20 protein-coding genes and 1 other RNA gene are annotated in these 19,249 nt (G+C 60.3%); 7 read left to right on the top strand and 14 right to left on the bottom strand.

The features are described 5' to 3' along the window. Positions 1–104 precede the first annotated feature (104 nt). From EQV97_RS10805 to EQV97_RS10835, 7 genes are all read right to left on the bottom strand, one after another. On the bottom strand, positions 105–1,721 hold the full coding sequence (locus EQV97_RS10805) for an iron ABC transporter permease (RefSeq protein WP_122841059.1): 1,617 nt from the start codon (positions 1,719–1,721) through the stop codon (positions 105–107). A gap of 141 nt (positions 1,722–1,862) precedes the next feature. Beyond that, the gene (locus tag EQV97_RS10810) at positions 1,863–2,867 is read right to left on the bottom strand and encodes an extracellular solute-binding protein (protein WP_045059644.1); all 1,005 of its coding nucleotides are present in this window, start codon (positions 2,865–2,867) and stop codon (positions 1,863–1,865) included. 233 nt (positions 2,868–3,100) lie between these two features. Then, on the bottom strand, positions 3,101–4,318 hold the full coding sequence (locus tag EQV97_RS10815; protein ID WP_163019523.1) for a 2-octaprenyl-3-methyl-6-methoxy-1,4-benzoquinol hydroxylase: 1,218 nt from the start codon (positions 4,316–4,318) through the stop codon (positions 3,101–3,103). 8 nt (positions 4,319–4,326) lie between these two features. Further along, on the bottom strand, positions 4,327–4,812 hold the full coding sequence (locus EQV97_RS10820) for a DUF4442 domain-containing protein (protein ID WP_122841057.1): 486 nt from the start codon (positions 4,810–4,812) through the stop codon (positions 4,327–4,329). Beyond that, positions 4,805–5,992, bottom strand: a complete 1,188-nt coding sequence (ubiH, locus tag EQV97_RS10825; RefSeq protein ID WP_045059647.1) for a 2-octaprenyl-6-methoxyphenyl hydroxylase — start codon at positions 5,990–5,992, stop codon at positions 4,805–4,807. The genes EQV97_RS10820 and ubiH overlap by 8 nt, the downstream gene beginning before the upstream one ends. After that, positions 5,989–7,323 (bottom strand): Xaa-Pro aminopeptidase, encoded by a 1,335-nt coding sequence (gene pepP, locus EQV97_RS10830; protein ID WP_045059648.1) that lies wholly within the window; start codon positions 7,321–7,323, stop codon positions 5,989–5,991. The genes ubiH and pepP overlap by 4 nt, the downstream gene beginning before the upstream one ends. Positions 7,324–7,350: 27 nt before the next feature. Further along, on the bottom strand, positions 7,351–7,911 hold the full coding sequence (locus EQV97_RS10835) for a YecA family protein (RefSeq protein ID WP_045059649.1): 561 nt from the start codon (positions 7,909–7,911) through the stop codon (positions 7,351–7,353). A gap of 222 nt (positions 7,912–8,133) precedes the next feature. Here EQV97_RS10835 and EQV97_RS10840 point away from each other — a divergent pair, with 222 nt between their 5' ends. From EQV97_RS10840 to EQV97_RS10855, 4 genes are all read left to right on the top strand, one after another. Continuing rightward, positions 8,134–8,343: a TIGR02449 family protein gene (locus EQV97_RS10840; RefSeq protein ID WP_003213954.1), complete on the top strand. Its 210-nt coding sequence runs from the start codon at positions 8,134–8,136 to the stop codon at positions 8,341–8,343. Beyond that, positions 8,340–8,657, top strand: a complete 318-nt coding sequence (locus EQV97_RS10845) for a cell division protein ZapA (protein ID WP_007942435.1) — start codon at positions 8,340–8,342, stop codon at positions 8,655–8,657. Before EQV97_RS10840 ends, EQV97_RS10845 begins: the two co-directional genes overlap by 4 nt. 30 nt (positions 8,658–8,687) lie before the next feature. Then, a non-coding RNA gene (gene ssrS / locus EQV97_RS10850) (6S RNA) lies at positions 8,688–8,866 on the top strand. 84 nt (positions 8,867–8,950) lie between these two features. Continuing rightward, positions 8,951–9,565, top strand: a complete 615-nt coding sequence (locus tag EQV97_RS10855; RefSeq protein WP_240888928.1) for a 5-formyltetrahydrofolate cyclo-ligase — start codon at positions 8,951–8,953, stop codon at positions 9,563–9,565. 108 nt (positions 9,566–9,673) lie between these two features. Here the strand turns inward: EQV97_RS10855 and EQV97_RS10860 are convergent, their stop codons facing one another. Next, positions 9,674–9,826 (bottom strand): hypothetical protein, encoded by a 153-nt coding sequence (locus tag EQV97_RS10860; RefSeq protein WP_122841054.1) that lies wholly within the window; start codon positions 9,824–9,826, stop codon positions 9,674–9,676. A 194-nt stretch (positions 9,827–10,020) separates the two neighbouring features. Here EQV97_RS10860 and EQV97_RS10865 point away from each other — a divergent pair, with 194 nt between their 5' ends. Continuing rightward, the gene (locus EQV97_RS10865) at positions 10,021–10,470 is read left to right on the top strand and encodes an EVE domain-containing protein (RefSeq protein WP_240888929.1); all 450 of its coding nucleotides are present in this window, start codon (positions 10,021–10,023) and stop codon (positions 10,468–10,470) included. 106 nt (positions 10,471–10,576) lie between these two features. Here EQV97_RS10865 and EQV97_RS10870 read toward each other — a convergent pair whose 3' ends face one another. Beyond that, on the bottom strand, positions 10,577–10,984 hold the full coding sequence (locus tag EQV97_RS10870) for a flagellar basal body-associated protein FliL (RefSeq protein ID WP_045059652.1): 408 nt from the start codon (positions 10,982–10,984) through the stop codon (positions 10,577–10,579). Between the two features lie 150 nt (positions 10,985–11,134). Between EQV97_RS10870 and EQV97_RS10875 the strand changes: the two genes are divergently transcribed. Next, on the top strand, positions 11,135–12,112 hold the full coding sequence (locus EQV97_RS10875; protein ID WP_240888930.1) for an NADPH:quinone oxidoreductase family protein: 978 nt from the start codon (positions 11,135–11,137) through the stop codon (positions 12,110–12,112). Positions 12,113–12,485: 373 nt separating this feature from the next. Beyond that, the gene (glpT, locus tag EQV97_RS10880; RefSeq protein WP_122841050.1) at positions 12,486–13,835 is read left to right on the top strand and encodes a glycerol-3-phosphate transporter; all 1,350 of its coding nucleotides are present in this window, start codon (positions 12,486–12,488) and stop codon (positions 13,833–13,835) included. On the opposite strand, the gene EQV97_RS10885 is transcribed toward glpT, so the two are convergent. From EQV97_RS10885 to trxA, 5 genes are all read right to left on the bottom strand, one after another. Next, entirely contained in the window at positions 13,811–14,479 is a 669-nt protein-coding gene (locus EQV97_RS10885; protein WP_122841049.1) for a gamma-glutamylcyclotransferase, read from the bottom strand. The two genes, glpT and EQV97_RS10885, sit on opposite strands and share 25 nt — an antisense overlap. 328 nt (positions 14,480–14,807) lie before the next feature. Then, complete coding sequence (locus EQV97_RS10890) at positions 14,808–15,776, bottom strand: CDP-6-deoxy-delta-3,4-glucoseen reductase (RefSeq protein WP_122841048.1); 969 nt, start codon at positions 15,774–15,776, stop codon at positions 14,808–14,810. Further along, positions 15,776–17,242 carry a 4-hydroxy-3-polyprenylbenzoate decarboxylase gene (gene ubiD / locus EQV97_RS10895; RefSeq protein ID WP_045059657.1) on the bottom strand — a complete coding sequence of 489 codons (1,467 nt, stop codon included), beginning with the start codon at positions 17,240–17,242 and terminating at the stop codon, positions 15,776–15,778. The genes EQV97_RS10890 and ubiD overlap by 1 nt, the downstream gene beginning before the upstream one ends. A 139-nt stretch (positions 17,243–17,381) precedes the next feature. Further along, positions 17,382–18,641: a transcription termination factor Rho gene (gene rho / locus EQV97_RS10900; RefSeq protein ID WP_007942421.1), complete on the bottom strand. Its 1,260-nt coding sequence runs from the start codon at positions 18,639–18,641 to the stop codon at positions 17,382–17,384. A gap of 248 nt (positions 18,642–18,889) precedes the next feature. Next, positions 18,890–19,219 carry a thioredoxin TrxA gene (trxA, locus tag EQV97_RS10905; RefSeq protein WP_003206727.1) on the bottom strand — a complete coding sequence of 110 codons (330 nt, stop codon included), beginning with the start codon at positions 19,217–19,219 and terminating at the stop codon, positions 18,890–18,892. Between the last annotated feature and the right edge of the window lie 30 nt (positions 19,220–19,249).

Genomic DNA, 19,249 nt, shown 5'->3' on the forward strand with positions numbered 1-19,249 from the left:
AAAGCCTTGAATTAGAGGGCTTTGAGCCGATTTCAGCGACCAGAGCTGTAGTACATGCCGCACCGAATGCCGCGCATTGTAGCTGCAAGGTGTAGGACTGGCACCTAGGCGTTTCGATGCGCCGAGCGTCTGATCAATCCGATGACCGGTAACAGTCCCACCATAACCAGCGTCAGCGCCGGCAAAGACGCCCTCGCCCACTCGCCCTCGCTGGTCATTTCAAAGATCCGGACCGCCAGCGTGTCCCAGCCAAACGGGCGCATCAGCAGGGTCGCGGGCATTTCCTTGAGCACGTCGACGAATACCAGCAAGGCAGCGCTCAAGGTCCCCGGGAGCAATAACGGCAGATACACCTTGAAAAACAGTCGCGGGCCACTGACGCCGAGGCTACGTGCCGCTTCGGGCAATGATGGCCGTATACGCGCCAGGCTGCTTTCCAGGGGGCCGTAGGCCACGGCTATGAATCGCACCAGGTAGGCCAGCAGCAACGCGCACAGGCTGCCCAGCAGCAGCGGCTTGCCCGCCCCGCCCAGCCAACCGGACAGCGGAATCACCAGTTCGCGATCCAGATAACTGAATGCCAGCATGATCGAAACCGCCAGAACCGACCCGGGCAAGGCGTATCCCAGATTGGCCAGGCTTACGCCGGAACGAATTGCCCGGGTCGGCGCCAGGCGGCGGGCGAATGCCAGCACCAGCGCGACGCTGACGGTAATCAACGCAGCCATGGCGCCCAGATACAGGGTATGAACGATCAGCCCGGCGTAGCGCTCATCGAGGTCCAGGCGCCCCCGCTGCCAGAACCACACGACCAGTTGCAGCATGGGGATGACGAAGGCACAGGCGAACACCAGCCCGCACCAACTCATGGCGGCGACCGCCTTGAATCCGCGCAGGTGATACAGCGCCTTGACCCGCGGCCGCTCGTTGCTTGCCCGGTTGGCGCCACGGGCCCGTCGCTCGCCGTACAGCACCAGCATCACTACCAGCAGCAACAGGCTGGCCAACTGAGCCGCCGTGGACAGGCTGAAGAATCCATACCAGGTCTTGTAGATAGCTGTCGTGAATGTATCGAAGTTGAACACCGACACGGCCCCGAAATCCGCCAGGGTCTCCATCAGGGCCAACGCCACGCCGGCGCCGATCGCCGGGCGAGCCATGGGCAGTGCCACTCGCCAGAACGCCTGCCACGGGGACTGGCCAAGGACGCGCGCAGCTTCCATCAAGCCTTTGCCCTGGGCCAGAAACGCAGTGCGCGCCAACAGGTAAACGTAGGGATAGAACACCAGCACCAGAACCAGTATAACGCCACCGGTCGAGCGCACTCGCGGCAGCCGCAGCCCGGTGCCGAACCATTCACGCAGCAAGGTTTGCACGGGACCGGCGAAATCCAGCAACCCGACGAAGACAAAGGCCAGCACGTACGCAGGGATCGCGAACGGCAGCATCAGCGCCCAATCCAGCCAACGACGCCCGGGAAATTCGCAGAGGCTGGTGAGCCAGGCCAGGCTGACGCCCAGCAACGTAACGCCGACCCCGACGCCGACCACCAGGGTCAGCGTATTGCCCAGCAGCCGCGGCATCTGGGTGTCCCAGAGGTGGGACCAGATCTGGTAATCGATGCTCTTCCATGACAACAGCAAGACACTGAGGGGCAGCAGGACCAGCGCAGCGATGGCGAAGACCAGGGGATACCAGCGGCGTTGGGCGGGGTGGGCCAAGGAAGCGCTCTCGCGGGAAAATCGTGCAGTGTAGGGAAAACGCAAAAAGATCGCAGCCTCCCGCAGCGCCTACATTGGGATTATGTACACCCTGTAAGTGCTGCCGGAGGCTGCGATCTTTTGATCTTTAAAGAACCCGACTCAGTTCCAGCCAGCCCGATCCATCATCCGGATCGCTTCCGCCTGACGCTTGCCGGCAATTTCCACCGGCAAGGTGTCGGCGACAAACTTGCCCCAGCTCGCCACTTCAGCGGACGGCGGCACAGCCGGGTTGGCCGGGAATTCCTGGTTCACGTCGGCGAAGATTTTTTGCGCTTCAGGGGTCGTCATCCATTCCACCAGCGCCTTGGCCGCCTCCGGGTGTGGCGCATGCTTGGTCAGGCCGATACCCGACAGGTTGACGTGCACCCCGCGATCCCCCTGGTTAGGCCAGAACAGCTTTACCGCCAGGTCCGGCTTCTGCTTGTGCAGGCGGCCGTAGTAGTAGGTGTTGACGATGCCCACATCGCATTGGCCGGCGTTGATCGCTTCCAGCACGGCGATGTCATCGGAGAAAACGTCGGTGGACAGGTTGTTCACCCAGCCCTTGAGGATCTGCTCGGTTTTGTCGGCGCCATGGACTTCGATCATGGTCGCGGTCAGGGACTGGTTGTAGACCTTTTTCGCCGTGCGAAGGCACAGTCGCCCTTCCCAGTTCTTGTCGGCCAGGCCTTCATAGGTGGTCAACTCGCCGGGTTTCACTCGCGTCGTCGAATAGGCAATGGTCCGCGCTCGCAGGCTCAGGCCGGTCCAGGCGTGGGCCGACGAGCGGTACTGCAAGGGGATGTTGGCGTCGATCACTTTGGAGGTGAACGGTTGCAGGATGCCCATCTGCTCCGCTTGCCAGAGGTTGCCGGCATCGACGGTGAGCAGCAGGTCGGCCGTGGCATTCTCGCCTTCGGCCTTGATCCGCTGCATCAGCGGCGCTTCCTTGTCGGTGATGAATTTGACCTGCACCCCGGTTTTTGCGGTGTAGGCATCAAAAACCGGCTTGATCAGCTCGTCGATACGCGACGAGTAAACCACTACCTCATCGGCAGCCTGGGCGATGGTGCTGCCGATCAGGGTCAGGGCGAGTGCGGTCAGTAGACGCTTCGGTGCCAACATGGGAGCGTTCTCTCGATTGAAGTGTGAGGCGAAATGATAAGGACTCACATTTGCCTTCTCAATCGATGAGTGGGTGGAGGAGTTACCAGATGTTGCATGGCTGCGATCTGTCGTAGGAGCTGCCGAAGGCTGAGACTTGATTTTTGCTTTTCCGCGAACCAAACACATTCAAGATCAAAAGTCGCAGCCTTCGGCAGTTCCTGCAAGATCTTGCCCTTCGCCCCAACAAAGGGTCAGATCTTGGCCAGCGCCGGCAAATCCCCGGTCAACCCCAGCGCCTCGCGCACGAACAGCGCCTTCGCCTCGGGCATCTGGTCCACCAGCTTCAAACCGGCATTGCGCAACCAGCGCACCGGCAACGGATCGGCCTGGAACAAACGTTCAAAGCCTTCCATCGCCGCCATCAGCGCCAGGTTGTGGGGCATGCGCCGACGCTCGTAGCGGCTCAGAACCTTCGGGTCCGCCAGGCGCTCGCCGCGCTCGAGCGCTTGCAGCAGGACCTCCGCCAGTACCGCTGCATCGAGGAACCCCAGGTTCACGCCCTGGCCAGCCAGCGGGTGAATGGTGTGGGCTGCATCGCCAATCAATGCCAGGCCTTCAGCGACATAGCGCTTGGCATGGCGCTGGCGCAATGGCACGCATACGCGTGGATCGGCACCCAGCACGGTGCCGAGTCGACCTTCGAAGGCCCGCTCCAGTTCGCGACAGAAACCTTGTTCGTCCAGCCCCATCAGCCGCTCGGCTTCGCCGGGGGTGGTCGACCACACAATCGAGCACCAATCCTGCTGACCGTCGCGTTCCAACGGCAGGAAGGCCAGGGGCCCATGGTCGGTGAAGCGTTGCCAGGCGGTCATCTGATGTGAGTGGGAACTGCGCACGCTGGTGACGATCGCGTGGTGCAGGTAATCCCACTCGCGCGTGGCCATGCCGGTCAGGCGCCGTACCGCCGAATTGGCGCCATCGGCAGCGATCACCAGCGGTGCGCGCAACGTGCGACCGTCGGCCAGGGTCAGCAGCCAGTCATCCCCGGAACGACGCATCTGCTCCAGGCGTGCATTGGCCAGCAGGCCAAGGTCACAGTCGTGCAGGCGATCGAGCAAGGCATCCTGAACCACGCGGTTTTCGACAATGTGCCCAAGCACTTCGGCGTGAACACTGGCCGCCGAGAAGTGAATCTGCCCGGTGCCACTGCCGTCCCATACGTGCATGTCGGTGTAGGGGCTGGTGCGCCGGCTGGCGATGCCATCCCAAACACCCAGACGCTCCAGAATCCGCTGGCTGGCGGCCGACAGGGCACTCACCCGCGGCTCGAACGGCGCCTGGTTGTCGAAGGGTTTGACGCTCATGGGGCTGCCGTCCAGCAGCAGCACTTCCAGCCCGCTGCCCTGTAACGCCAGCGCCAGGGTACTGCCGACCATTCCGGCCCCGACAATCAGCAGATCTGCGCGCATTTCCATGCTTATGCCTGTCTCGCTTGCGGCTTGAGCCGCACGTAAAGGGTTTTGCCGACCCGCGCCACCAACTGGCCGGCGCCGTCATGAATATCGACCTGCAACTGCGGCAGGTATTTTTTGCCATCGGCCGTTTGCCGGCGGATCTCATCGAGCAAGGTATCGTCAATGGTGAACCGGGCGAATACCGGGCCCTTGCCGGGCGCAATGAAATCGATATCGGCGGCCTTGTCCCAGACGATGTACCGGTGACCGAGGTTCTCCATCAGCATCAACATGAAAAACGGATCGACCATCGAATACAGGCTGCCGCCGAACTGGGTCCCGACATAATTGCGGTTGTACCAGCCCAGCCCCATGCGCACCCGCACGTCACGAAAGTCATCGCTGATGTGCTGCACACGGACGCCGGCACCGAGGTACGGCGGGTACAGGGTCATCGCCCAGCGCATCAGCCGTGCCTTGCCAAAATTTTTGCTCAACCAGTCAAGCATCGGGACGGGTACCCAGTCCCATGGCCTGCCGGGCGAACCAGCGCTTGGCCGGCGGCAGCAGGTCCAGGCCCAGCAGGCCGAGATTGCGACCCAGGGAAACCAGTGGCTGGGTGCTGCCGAACAAGCGAGTGACCTGGTCCGAGAAGCCGACCGTCAAGTTTTGATCCAGGCGCTGACGCTCGCGGTAAGCCTGCAGGGTGGCGAAATCGCCGGGGGCTTTTGCGCTCGCCAGCAGCGCATCGGCCAGGGCCTGGGCATCACGCAGCGACAGGTTGAAACCCTGGCCGGCAATCGGGTGCAGGCTATGTGCCGCATTGCCGAGAATTGCCAGGTGCGGACGCACCTGCTCCTCGGCCTCAATCAGCGTCAAAGGGTACAGATGTCGCGCACCGACCTGCTTGAGGGTGCCAAGGCGATAACCGAAAACACCCTGCAGCTCACTGAGGAATGCACGCTCGTCCAGCGCCGCCAGGCGCTGCGCGTCCATCCCCTGGCGCGTCCAGACCAGTGCGCAGCGGTTGTCCGGCAATGGCAGCAATGCCATCGGGCCGTCGTCGGTAAAACGCTCGAACGCCACGCCGTTATGGGATTCACTCGGGGTGATGTTGGCAATCAGTGCGCTCTGGTTGTACGGACGCTTGCGGATGCCCACGCCCAATTGCTCGCGCAGCCCGGAGCGACCACCATCAGCCAGCACGGCGAGGTCGCATTCCAGGGTGGTTTCATCGTTGAGGGTCAGGCGATAACCATCGGTTAGCGGCTCCATGGCGGTGACTTCCGCCGGACAGCGCCATGTGATGACGTCCTTGTCCAGCGCTTGCCACAGGCACTGTCCAAGCCAGGCGTTCTCCACCACATAACCCAGCGCCGGCACGCCCTCCTCCATCGCCGACAGGCGCGCGGTAGAGAAGCGGCCGCGGTCAGAGACGTGGATCTGCTTGATCGGCTCGGCGCGGCGGGTAATCTCCTGCCACACGCCCAGCCGTTGATAAATCTGTCGGGCGCCGTAGGACAGCGCCGAGGAACGCGCATCATAGCTTGGCTGGTAGGTGTCGCCGGGCGCAAACGGCTCGATCAGCACGATCTTCCAGCCACGGGCCTTGGCTCCAGCCTGCAACGCCAGGGCCAGACTGGCGCCGACCAGGCCACCCCCGATGATTGCCAGGTTTGCCCGACTCATGCCGCTTGTGCCCGTGCGGCAGCCATCAAGGCCTCGATCTCGGCGACCGTCTTCGGTACGCCTCTGGTCAGGATTTCACAACCGGTCTTGGTCACCACCACGTCGTCCTCGATGCGCACGCCAATGCCGCGCCATTTTTTCGCAACTTTCTGATTGTCCGCGGCAATGTAGATGCCCGGTTCCACCGTCAGTGCCATGCCGACTTCCAGCACCCGCCACTCGCCGCCAACCTTGTACTCGCCGACATCATGCACATCCATGCCCAGCCAGTGCCCGGCGCGGTGCATGTAGAAAGCCTTGTAGGCTTCGCTGGCAATCAGCTCATCGACATCGCCCTGCAGCAGACCCAACTCCACCAGGCCCGAGGTGATTACCCGCACCGTAGCTTCGTGCGCCTGGTTCCAGTGTTTGTTTGGCGCTATTTCGGCGAACGCGGCTTCCTGGGAAGCCAGCACCAGTTCATATATCGCCTTCTGTTCAGCCGAATACTTGCCATTCACCGGCCAGGTGCGGGTGATGTCGCTGGCGTAGCAGTCGATCTCGCAACCGGCGTCGATCAGCACCAGATCGCCATCCTTGAGCAGCGCGTCGTTCTGCTGGTAGTGCAGGATGCAGGTGTTGCGCCCCGCGGCGACAATCGAGCCGTAAGCCGGCATCTTCGCCCCGCCTTTGCGGAATTCGTAGTCCAGCTCGGCTTCCAGGCTGAATTCGTAAAGACCGGGCCGACTGGCCTGCATCGCACGAATATGCGCCTGGGCGGAAATCCGTGCGGCCTCGCGCATCACCTTCACTTCTGCCGCCGATTTATACAGGCGCATGTCGTGCAGCAGATGATCCAGGGCAACGTATTCGTTCGGCGGCTGGGCGCCCAGGTGGGCCTTGGAGCGGATCACGTTGATCCAGTCCATCAGGTGCCGATCGAATTCCGGATTGCTGCCCATGGCCGAATACACCCGGTCGCGCCCTTCGATCAGGCCCGGGAGGATGTCGTCTATGTCGGTAATGGGAAACGCATCGTCGGCGCCAAAGTCGCGGATCGCGCCTTCCTGACCCGCACGCAGGCCGTCCCACAACTCGCGTTCGGCATTGCGCTCACGGCAGAACAGAATGTACTCGCCATGTGACCGCCCAGGCATCAGCACCAGCACGGCCTGGGGCTCGGGAAAACCGCTCAGGTACTGGAAGTCGCTGTCCTGACGGTAGACGTGCTCCACGTCACGATTGCGAATGGCCACCGCTGCAGCGGGCAGGATGGCAATGCTGTTGGGCTCCATCTGCGCCATCAGGGCCTTGCGGCGACGGCTGTATTCCGATTTCGGGATATGAATCATGGGCAGATGGCTTTCCCTGGCAGACGATTAATGCAGTGACGGCTTGGCGGCAGCCGGTGCATCCGGCTTCCTGGTTTCGGAGAACAGCAGCAGCGGTGCTACTCGCAGGTACTCCATCACTTCCATGTAATCGCTTTCGCCGTCGTCGGACTCTTCCAGGGCGTCCTGCACCTGGGAAATGGCTGCCAGATCCTGTAACACTTCTGTGGCTTCGGTGCTCAGCATGCTGCTGTCACGGCAGTTCAAGCCAAAACCGCTGAGGAAACCCTGGCACCATTGGCCCAGCGCGGCGGCGCGGTCAGCCAGTGGTTCGTCATCGGTCGGCAGCAGCAGAACGACGGTAACGTCGTCGCCGGTGAGCTCGCCTTTGACCATCTCCTGCAAGCCGATCAAGGCGTTGCGGACGTTGTCCTGAGGCTCGCTTTCCAGCAGCTCGGCGGCATCGATCAGCCACTCGTCGGCATTGAAGCCGGCACCGGCGCAGCTACGGCCGAGCAACAGCCCGTGCAGCTCAGCGGGCGAGACGTTATGCCCGCTGGAAGTCAGCAGGGTGGCGAAGGCTTGGTACGGGGAATTCTGAATGGGCATGGGCAGCTAGGCGCCAGACGGCGCTATGTCTAGAATGAAGGCCTTGTATCCTACATCGACTCCTCTGCAGGAGCGAGCTTGTTCCGGGCGGCGATCCGACGATGGTCGCAAACGATAACGCGGTGTACGTGCCCCCCCCGCAGCGTTCTCGGGTTCATCGTCGGATCGCCGCCCCGACCAAGCTCGCTCCTGCAGTCCGACACCCATCAGACAGTGAAGACAATGGAAGACACCGACCTGCAAGCGCTGATGGCCAGACTCGAGTTGTTAATTAACCGGGTCGAGCAACTAAAGAGCCAAAACGGACTCCTATTAGCTCAGGAAAAGACCTGGCGCGAGGAACGCGCGCACCTCATTGAAAAAAATGAAATCGCTCGGCGTAAGGTCGAATCGATGATTTCGCGCCTCAAGGCCCTGGAGCAAGACTCATGAGTTCAAGCAATAGCGTTACCGTGCAGATCCTCGATAAAGAATATTCGATCATCTGCCCCCAGGAAGAGCGCAGCAACCTGGTGAGCGCCGCCCGTTACCTGGACGGCAAGATGCGCGAGATCCGCAGCAGCGGCAAAGTCATCGGTGCCGATCGCATTGCCGTGATGGCCGCGCTGAACATCACGCACGACCTCCTGCACAAGGAAGAACGCCCGGATGTACAGGCCAGCGGCTCGACCCGCGAGCAGGTTCGCGACCTGCTCGATCGTGTCGATCTGGTGCTCGCTACCGATCCGGACGTCACCAAGGGCTGATTCGTGTGACTGCTTGGGGTATACTCGCATCACTCCCTGGGGTGCTTGCCAGTTGACCACGTCCCTGAGCCGATTCGCACTACCCTGGAGGTTGCACGTTGGGCTGGTGTGCATGTCCGCTAGACGGAAAGCCTTAAAGCCTACTGCATCTTCCACCTTGAACTTTCGGGTTCAAGGGCTAAGTCAGCAGCGGTTCATCCGGGGAGCCTGATTCCAGTCCGATGCCGGTTTCGTTACCGGCATCGGCTTTTTTACGGGTACGATTTAGTCACCCGACCCGCGAGCCCGAATTCATGACCGAACCTGCGCTGCTGCCCCGCCCGCAACTTCGACGCATGCTGCGCAAGGCTCGCCGCGCACTGACTCCCAGTCAACAACGCCAGGCCGCTCGCGGGCTGTATAGGCAACTGGCCCAGCATCCGCTGTTTCGCCGCGCAAAACATATCTCGCTCTACTTACCCACCGACGGTGAAATTGATCCGCGCCTGCTGCTGCGTGCGGCTCAGCAAAGAGGCAAAGTGACGTACCTGCCAGTGCTCAGCGCCTGGCCACGCACGCGCATGGTGTTCCAGCGAATTCGCCCCGGGGAAAAACTCAAGCCCAACCGCTTTCGCATCCTCGAGCCCCGAGCCAACCTCGCTTCGCAGCGCAAAGTCTGGACGCTCGACCTGGTCCTGCTGCCATTGGTCGGTTTTGACGACGTCGGCGGACGCCTGGGCATGGGTGGCGGTTTTTATGACAGGAGCCTGGCGTATCTGGCACGCCGCAAAAGCTGGCGCAAGCCGACGCTGCTGGGGCTGGCTCATGAATGTCAGAAAGTCGAGCGACTGGCTCAAGCGAGCTGGGATGTGCCGCTGCAGGGAACAGTAACGGACAGGGGCTGGTATTTCGCAGGTACCGCACCGTAGGAGCAAAGCTTGCTCACGATAGCGATCTTTCAGGCAGTTGGATGTTCAATGTGACGCCGCCGTCGCGAGCAAGCTTTGCTCCTACAGGTGCGGCGTCCGGAAATCAGATCAGCGCTTGAAGGCCGACGGCTGTTGCTGCTGGGTCAATTCCATAGGAGCGTCAGTCTTGTTGCTCCACAGACTTTGGGCATAACCGGTGGTCACGACGCCGAGGCCGAACAAAATAACCAAAATCCATAGTAAATCCGGTTTGCGTTTCATCGATTGCCCCCCAAAGGCATATCAACACGATGACAGCAGCGGTTTCCGTTGTAGGCCGTGCAGCAGCGTCAAGCTAAGAAGGCCGGCATTTTGCGACAACGGGACCCTACACGCAAACGCTGGCGTCAACCGACTGTCGGTTTGTCATAAAATTGCCCGACAACTTGCCCACTGACTTCGCAAGGAGCAAAACCATGGCCTATTGGCTGATGAAATCCGAGCCCGACGAACTGTCCATCAAGGACCTGGCAAAGTTGGGCACTGCGCGCTGGGACGGGGTTCGCAACTATCAGGCGCGCAATTTCCTGCGGGCCATGACGGTAGGCGACGAGTTTTTCTTCTATCACTCCAGCTGTCCGGAACCGGGGATCGCCGGGATCGGCAAGATCATTGAAGCCGCATACCCGGACCCTACGGCTCTGGAGCCTGAAAGCCATTACTACGACCCGAAGGCCACGGCCGAGAAAACCGCCTGGAGCGCGATTGATGTCGCCCATGTGGAGACGTTTGCCAAGGTGTTGAAGCTGGACTACCTGAAACAGCAGGCGGCGCTGGCCGAGATGCCGCTGGTGCACAAAGGCTCGCGGCTGTCGGTGATGCCGGTTACCCCTGAGCAATGGGCGGCGGTGATTGCTTTGCGCTAATGCACAAAGATCGCAGCCTGCGACAGCGCCTTCAGGCGTTCGCGCTCACAGACAGGAACTGCCGCTGGCTGCCATCTTTTGAGGTTTAAATCAGACAAAGAAAGGCTTACTGGATAATAAGGTTGTTGAACAACAGATCCTCAACCACCGGCTTGCCCGTCTCGTCATTCATGATTTGCTGGGTCTGCTTCAAGGCTTCCTGACGCAGTTTCTCCTTGGCCTCCACATTGTTCATCGCCTCGGTCGTCTGCTGCGCGAACAGCGCCACCAGCTGATTGCGAATCAACGGCTCGTTGGCCTTCACCAGCTTGGTCGCCTCATCCCCAGTGACGCGCAAGGCGACATCCGCCTTGTAGACCTTGAGCTTGGGAGTGCCGTCCAGGCCGTAGTTGCCCACAAATGGCGGGGTCAGGGTGATGTAGTTGACCTTCGGCGCTACTTCTTCCTTGGCTTCTTCGGCCATCGCTGCCACCGGCAGACACAGGGCCAGCATCAATACGGTCCACGCTTTCACAATTCGCTCCTTATCCGGTTTGCGGCCTAGCATAACGACCCGCTGCGTCAGCACAAGCTTATGGCTGACTATCAGGGCGAGGCATGCTCGTTGACCCGTTGACTCACACACCTACACTTATCGGCCATCACTCCCAAAGGAATAGCCCTGATGAAAGCCGTGCTGTGCAAAGCCTTCGGCCCTGCCGAATCGCTGGTGCTGGAAGACGTCGCCAGCCCTGTCGCAAAAAAGAATGAAATCCTGCTGGACGTGCACGCTGCCGGGGTCAATTTCCCGGACACGCTGATCATCGAGGGCAAATACCAGTTCAAGCCGCCCTTCCCGTTTTCCCCTGGTGGCGAGGCGGCTGGCGTAGTGAGTGCGGTCGGTGAAAAAGTCAGCCATCTGAAGGTCGGTGACCGCGTCATGGCCTTGACCGGCTGGGGCAGTTTCGCCGAGCAGGTGGCGGTGCCAGGCTATAACGTGTTGCTGATTCCGTCGTCGATGGACTTCAACACCGCCGCAGCGTTCAGCATGACCTACGGCACTTCAATGCACGCGCTCAAGCAAAGAGGCAACCTGCAGCCGGGTGAAACCCTGCTGGTACTGGGCGCCTCCGGAGGGGTCGGCCTGGCCGCCGTGGAAATCGGCAAAGCCATGGGCGCACGGGTGATCGCCGCCGCCAGCAGCGCGGAAAAGCTTGCAGTGGCCAAGGCGGCCGGCGCAGATGAGCTGATCAACTACAGCGAAACCAGCCTCAAGGATGAGATCAAACGCCTGACCGATGGCCAGGGCGCCGACGTGATCTACGACCCGGTCGGCGGCGACCTGTTCGACCAGGCCATCCGCGCCATCGCCTGGAACGGCCGCCTGCTGGTAGTGGGTTTTGCCAGTGGGCGCATTCCGGAACTGCCGGTGAACCTTGCGTTGCTCAAGGGCGCAGCGGTAGTCGGGGTGTTCTGGGGCTCGTTTGCCCAACGCCAGCCGCAAGACAATGCGGCGAACTTCCAGCAGCTGTTTGGCTGGTTCGCTGAAGGCAAATTGAAGCCTCTGGTGTCGCAGGTGTATCCGCTCAGCAATGCGGCACAGGCAATCAATGACCTTGGACAGCGCAAGGCGGTCGGCAAGGTGGTGGTGCAAGTTCGCTAAAGCTCTGGAGCGGTCTGGCCTGGACCCACCCCGTCCAGGTCAACTCCTCAGCCGGACTTCCTCCATGAATCGATTCGCGAACGGCTTCCTGCATCGTTTACAGGCCGAAAAACCGAAAAAGAACGTAATGACTTCCGGTACGCACGCAGGACATTTCTCCTGAAACCTGGCTAAAGCGTGCGCCCGAGTGCGTGAGCGCAGCCAAAGCAATCCTTCCTGCAACGTCCTTCATTTATGCCTGAGCGACATGTTCGTAAAAGAACATGCGATCTCGAACATTTCCGCTGTTTGGTCGATGGCAACCGGTGCTATTTTCGGTAACGAAACTGTAACATTCGCATCCGCAGTCAAAACAAGAATCTGGAGCTCTTGAATGTTTGCTTTCTTTCGTCCTGCCGCACATCAGGCTCCTTTGCCTGAAGACAAAATAGACAGTACTTACCGACGCCATCGCTGGCAGATCTTTGCCGGTATCTTTATCGGCTACGCCGGATACTACCTGCTGCGCAAAAACTTCTCATTGGCCATGCCCTACCTGATCGAAGAGGGTTACACCCGCGGCGAGCTGGGCCTGGCGCTGTCTGCCATCGCCATTGCCTATGGCCTGTCGAAATTCCTGATGGGCATCGTCTCCGACCGCTCGAACCCGCGCTTCTTCCTGCCGTTCGGGCTACTGGTGTCGGCCGGGGTCATGTTCATCTTCGGTTTCGCGCCATGGGCGACGTCCAGCGTGACCATTATGTTCATCCTGCTGTTCATCAACGGCTGGGCCCAGGGCATGGGCTGGCCGCCGAGTGGCCGGACCATGGTCCACTGGTGGTCGCAAAAGGAACGCGGCGGCGTGGTGTCGCTGTGGAACGTGGCGCACAACGTCGGCGGCGGCTTGATCGGCCCGCTGTTCCTGCTGGGCATGGGCCTGTTCAATGACTGGCATGCGGCCTTCTATGTGCCAGCAGCCGTAGCCTTGGCCGTGGCGGTATTTGCCTTTGCCACCATGCGCGATACGCCACAATCGGTCGGCCTGCCGCCCATCGAGAAGTACAAGAACGATTATCCGGAAGGCTACGACGCCAGCCATGAAGAAGAATTCAGCGCCAAGGAAATCTTCGTCAAGTACGTGCTGCGCAACAAAATGCTCTGGTACATCGCCCTGGCCAACGTCTTCGTCTACCTGCTGCGCTACGGCGTGCTGGACTGGGCACCGACCTACCTCAAGGAAGCCAAGGGTTTCACCGTTGATAAAACCTCGTGGGCATACTTCTTCTACGAGTGGGCTGGTATCCCGGGCACGCTGTTGTGCGGCTGGATGTCGGACAAGATCTTCCGCGGCAACCGCGGCCTGACCGGCATGGTGTTCATGGCACTGGTGACCGTGGCCACTCTGGTGTATTGGCTGAACCCGGCCGGCAACCCGACCGTCGACATGATCGCGCTGGTTTCGATCGGCTTCCTGATCTACGGACCGGTCATGCTGATCGGCCTGCAGGCACTGGAACTGGCGCCGAAGAAGGCAGCCGGTACGGCGGCGGGCTTTACCGGCCTGTTTGGCTACCTGGGTGGATCGGTGGCGGCCAGTGCGGCGATGGGCTACACGGTGGACCACTTCGGCTGGGACGGCGGCTTCGTGCTATTGATCGGCGCGTGCCTGCTGGCCATGGCCTTCCTGGCACCCACGCTGTGGCACAAGCAAGTGGCCAGTCAGAGCCGCGAAGCGGTCGCCTGATCCACTGAGGACTTGCAGCGCTTGAGCCGCGCCTCCAGATTCCGGTCTGGCATGGCGTGGCTACGCAAGGCGTGGGCGGTCTGCTCGACGTAATCGCGAGTAGTGCCGTAGCGCCCGCAAGCATTTTCGAATACCTGACTCAGCACGTGGTCCGGCAAGTTGCCGGCGTAGCTGGGCAAGTGTCGCTCCAACACGAACCCCAATGCCTGGACCTGACTTCCGTCTTCGAGACGGCAGTTGAGCCAGTGTGGGCGATAGGAAGGGAATGGCATTTCACGCTGCCAGAGCGCATACAGCGAGGCATCCAGCTGTTCTTCCGGCAGGCGATAGGCGAAGCCGCTGCAGGAGCCGCCGCGATCCAGGCCGAATACCAGCCCGGGCACTTCAGGCGTGCCGCGATGCTCGTGCGACCACAGGTACAAACCGCGATGATAGCCATGCACCCGACCGCGTACCCGCTCTACAGCCGGGCACTCGGGCCGCCAGATCAAGGAACCGTAAGCGAACAGCCATACCGGCCCACCTTTGTGGCGCGCCATGGTGGACTGCATCGAGCTGAGCAATTGTTCGTGAGTGAGCTGCGGCCCCAGATCGAGCTGCGGAGGGTAAGCCAGATTCAGAAAAGCAGATTCAATGGCGCTCATGGCGATTAGCGTTCAGCTCCCCGCGAGTGAAGAATTACTTAATAGAACGCACCGCTGTAACAATAAGGCACATATGTTTTAAGGCAATTTAAGTGCCATGGCAGAGTTCTTAAATGATTGCCTTGATGAGATATAACCTACCGGTATTTATAATAATCTATAAATACCGATCAGCTATATAGGAGGTTATAAGGATACAAAGCGTAGGAGCTGCCGAAGGCTGCGATCTTTTGATTTTCAAGGCAAAGTCAAAAGATCGCAGCCTGCGGCAGCTCCTACAAGGGCAAGGTCAGAATCGCAGGTCAAGATCGAGGATCAAGATCGCGGATCAAGATCGCGGCGCATACGCAAATACATCCGCACGCATCTGATGCGCGTCCATCCCGGCTTCTACCAGCGCGTCCAGCGTGCCGTACACCATCGCTGGCGAGCCACTTGCGTAGACATGCAACGGCTTCAGGTCGGCGAAGTCCTCGCAGACCGCCTCGTGCAGCATGCCGCAACGCCCTTCCCAGCCGCATTGATCGCTCACGACTTTATGCAGGAACAGGTTGGGCAGCTTCAGCCATTCGTCCCAGTGCTCGATTTCATAGAAATCTTCAGGCCGACGCACGCCCCAATACAGGTGGACCGGATGCTTGAAACCTGCGGCTCGACAGTGCTCGATCAGGCTATGAATCTGGCCCATGCCGGTTCCCGCAGCGATCAGCACCAGCGGGCCGTCGGGCAACTCCGCCAGGTGGGTGTCGCCAAATGGCATCTCGATGCGCACCATCGCCTTGCGTTGCAGCTGATCTACCAGGCTCAGCGCACTGCTTTCGCGCGCCAGCACGTGTATTTGCAGGTCCCGGCCCGAATGGGGCGCCGAGGCCAGGGAAAAGGCCGACTTCTCGCCATTCTCCCGCTCGATCATCAGATACTGCCCGGCGTGATAGCGCGGCGGCTTGCCGGCAGGCGCTCGCAAGCTGACGCGCCAGGTGTCGCCACCCACGTCCCGGCACTCGATGACCTGACACGCCAAGCTACGCACAGGTAATTCTCCCAGCGAGAGCACCCCATCCCACAGCACGACGCAGTCTTCCAGCGGCTGCGCAATGCAAGTGTAGAACTCACCGTGATCGCGCACATCGCCGCTCTGCTCGACGCGGCCTTCCACCAGCAGCGCGGCGCACACATGACAGTTGCCGTTGCGACAGCTTTGCGGGCAGTCGTAGCCCAGGCGCCGCGCCCCATCGAGAATCCGCTCGCCGGGCAGAATCTGTAGCACCGCTCCGGAAGGCTGCAAAGTTACACGCATCAATCTATTCCTAACTGATTCCAGATGGCATCGACCCGTTTGGTCACGGCTTCGTCCTTGACGATGACCCGGCCCCACTCGCGAGTGGTTTCACCCGGCCATTTATGCGTGGCATCGAGCCCCATCTTCGAACCCAGGCCGGATACCGGCGAAGCGAAGTCCAGGTAGTCGATCGGCGTGTTGTCGATCATCACCGTATCGCGCTTGGGGTCCATGCGCGTGGTGATGGCCCAGATCACGTCGTTCCAGTCTCGCGCGTTGATATCGTCATCAGTGACGATAACGAACTTGGTGTACATGAACTGTCGCAAAAACGACCAGACACCCAACATTACCCGCTTGGCATGGCCGGGATATGACTTCTTCATGGTTACGATAGCCATGCGGTACGAGCAGCCTTCGGGCGGCAGGTAGAAGTCGGTGATCTCCGGGAACTGCTTTTGCAGAATCGGTACGAACACTTCGTTCAGGGCCACGCCGAGAATCGCCGGTTCATCCGGCGGACGGCCGGTGTAGGTGCTGTGGTAGATCGGCTTGATGCGGTGAGTGATGCGCTCCACCGTGAACACCGGGAAGCTGTCGACTTCGTTGTAGTAGCCGGTGTGGTCACCGTACGGACCTTCATCCGCCATCTCACCCGGATGGATCACACCTTCAAGGATGATCTCGGCGGTGGCCGGCACTTGCAGGTCATTGCCACGGCACTTCACCAGTTCGGTGCGGTTGCCGCGCAGCAAACCGGCGAAGGCGTATTCAGACAGGCTGTCCGGCACCGGTGTCACGGCGCCGAGAATGGTCGCCGGATCAGCGCCAAGCGCTACGGAAACCGGGAACGGCTGCCCAGGATGCTTCTCACACCACTCGCGGTAATCCAGCGCACCACCCCGGTGACTGAGCCACCGCATGATCACCTTGTTGCGGCCGATCACTTGCTGACGGTAAATACCGAGGTTCTGGCGGTCCTTGTTCGGACCTTTGGTGACGGTCAGGCCCCAGGTAATCAGCGGGCCGACGTCGCCTGGCCAGCAGGTCTGCACTGGCAGCATCGCGAGGTCGACGTCGTCGCCTTCAATGACCACTTCCTGGCAGACCGCATCCTTGACGACTTTTGGCGCCATGGCGATGATCTTGCGGAAAATCGGCAGCTTGGACCAGGCGTCTTTCAGGCCCTTGGGCGGCTCGGGCTCCTTGAGGAAGGCCAGCAGCTTGCCGATCTCGCGCAACTCGCTGACGGCTTCCGCCCCCATGCCCAGCGCCACGCGCTCAGGCGTACCAAACAGGTTGCCGAGCACCGGGATGTCATAACCCGTCGGGTTTTCGAAAAGCAGCGCGGGGCCCTTGGCGCGCAAGGTGCGATCGCACACCTCGGTCATTTCCAGCACAGGGGACACCGGAACCTGGATGCGCTTGAGCTCGCCGCGCTTTTCCAGACCGCTGATAAAGTCGCGCAAGTCGCGATACTGCATGCGTGAGCCTCGTTTTGGCCGTGGCGTTCGGGGGAGGCAGTTTAGCGCCGAACCCCGCTGTTCAGAACCACGAACTGCCATTGATCAAAAATCAGATAGCAAAAAGCCGGGTTTCCCCGGCTTTTGCTGATCTATCGACTTACTTGCGTTTCATCGACAGGAAGAACTCATCGTTGGTCTTGGTCGTTTTCAGCTTGTCGACCAGGAACTCGATGGCAGCGATCTCGTCCATCGGGTGCAGCAGCTTGCGCAGGATCCACATGCGCTGCAACTCGTCATCGGCCGTCAGCAACTCTTCGCGGCGAGTGCCGGAACGGTTGATGTTGATAGCCGGGAAGACGCGCTTTTCAGCGATACGACGATCCAGCGGCAGTTCCATGTTGCCCGTGCCTTTGAATTCCTCGTAGATCACTTCGTCCATCTTCGAGCCGGTTTCAACCAGCGCGGTGGCGATGATGGTCAGCGAACCGCCTTCCTCGATGTTCCGCGCGGCACCGAAGAAACGTTTCGGTTTCTCCAGGGCGTGGGCATCGACACCACCGGTGAGTACCTTGCCGGAGCTCGGGATCACGGTGTTGTAGGCACGAGCCAGACGCGTGATGGAGTCGAGCAGGATCACCACGTCTTTCTTGTGTTCGACCAGGCGCTTGGCCTTCTCGATCACCATCTCGGCAACCTGCACGTGGCGGGTTGGCGGCTCATCGAACGTCGAGGCAACCACTTCGCCACGCACGGTGCGCTGCATTTCGGTTACTTCTTCCGGACGCTCGTCGATCAGCAGCACGATCAGATGAACTTCAGGATTGTTACGCGCGATGTTGGCTGCGATGTTCTGCAGCATGATGGTCTTACCGGCTTTCGGCGGTGCCACGATCAAACCACGCTGGCCTTTGCCGATCGGGGCGCACAGGTCGATGACCCGACCGGTGAGGTCTTCGGTGGAACCGTTGCCGGCTTCCATCTTCATGCGCACAGTCGGGAACAACGGGGTCAGGTTCTCGAAGAGAATCTTGTTTTTCGCATTCTCGGGACGATCGTAGTTGATCGTGTCGACCTTGAGCAGCGCGAAATAACGCTCGCCTTCCTTGGGAGGGCGGATCTTGCCAACGATGGTGTCACCGGTGCGCAAGTTGAAGCGACGAATCTGGCTTGGCGAGACGTAGATATCGTCTGGGCCAGCGAGATAGGAAGCGTCAGCGGAGCGAAGGAAGCCGAAGCCGTCCTGGAGAATCTCCAGCACGCCATCACCGGAGATTTCCTCGCCGCTTTTCGCGTGCTTTTTGAGCAGGGAGAAAATCACGTCCTGCTTGCGCGAACGGGCCATATTTTCTATGCCCATCTGTTCGGCCAATTCGAGCAGTTCGGTAATCGGCTTTTGCTTGAGTTCAGTCAGATTCATATAGGAATGACGTAATCATTTATGGAGGGGGGAAATTAAGCTTTTGGCTTAATGAGGCCGCGCCGCAGAGAAGGCGACAGGATCGCGTACTTATTCGAAAAGGAGTGCGTCGGCGACGGCTAGCAGGGGGCAAAGGAGAAACCAGTGCGGGGCCGAATGTACCACCTGAGTTTCGGAGCGTCTAGCCCTCGATAACGAAAAAGCCCCGCAAATAGCGGGGCCTTTTTTCAGACACTTTATGACGACGCTTAGATGTTGGCGTCCAGGAAAGCGGCCAATTGCGACTTCGACAGTGCGCCGACCTTGGTCGCTTCAACGTTACCGTTCTTGAACAGCATCAGCGTCGGGATACCGCGCACGCCGTGCTTGGCCGGGGTTTCCTGGTTTTCGTCGATGTTCAGCTTGGCAACGGTCAGCTTGCCTTTGTAGGTTTCTGCAATCTCGTCCAGGACAGGAGCGATCATTTTGCAAGGGCCGCACCATTCAGCCCAGTAGTCGACCAGCACAGCGCCTTCGGCCTTCAGTACATCGGCCTCGAAGCTAGCGTCGCTAACGTGTTTGATAAGATCGCTGCTCATGGAAGTCTCCAGGTTGTAAGCAAAAAAACG

Source organism: Pseudomonas sp. TMW22090 (assembly GCF_022496665.1).
In the GTDB taxonomy this organism is placed as follows: domain Bacteria; phylum Pseudomonadota; class Gammaproteobacteria; order Pseudomonadales; family Pseudomonadaceae; genus Aquipseudomonas; species Aquipseudomonas gregormendelii.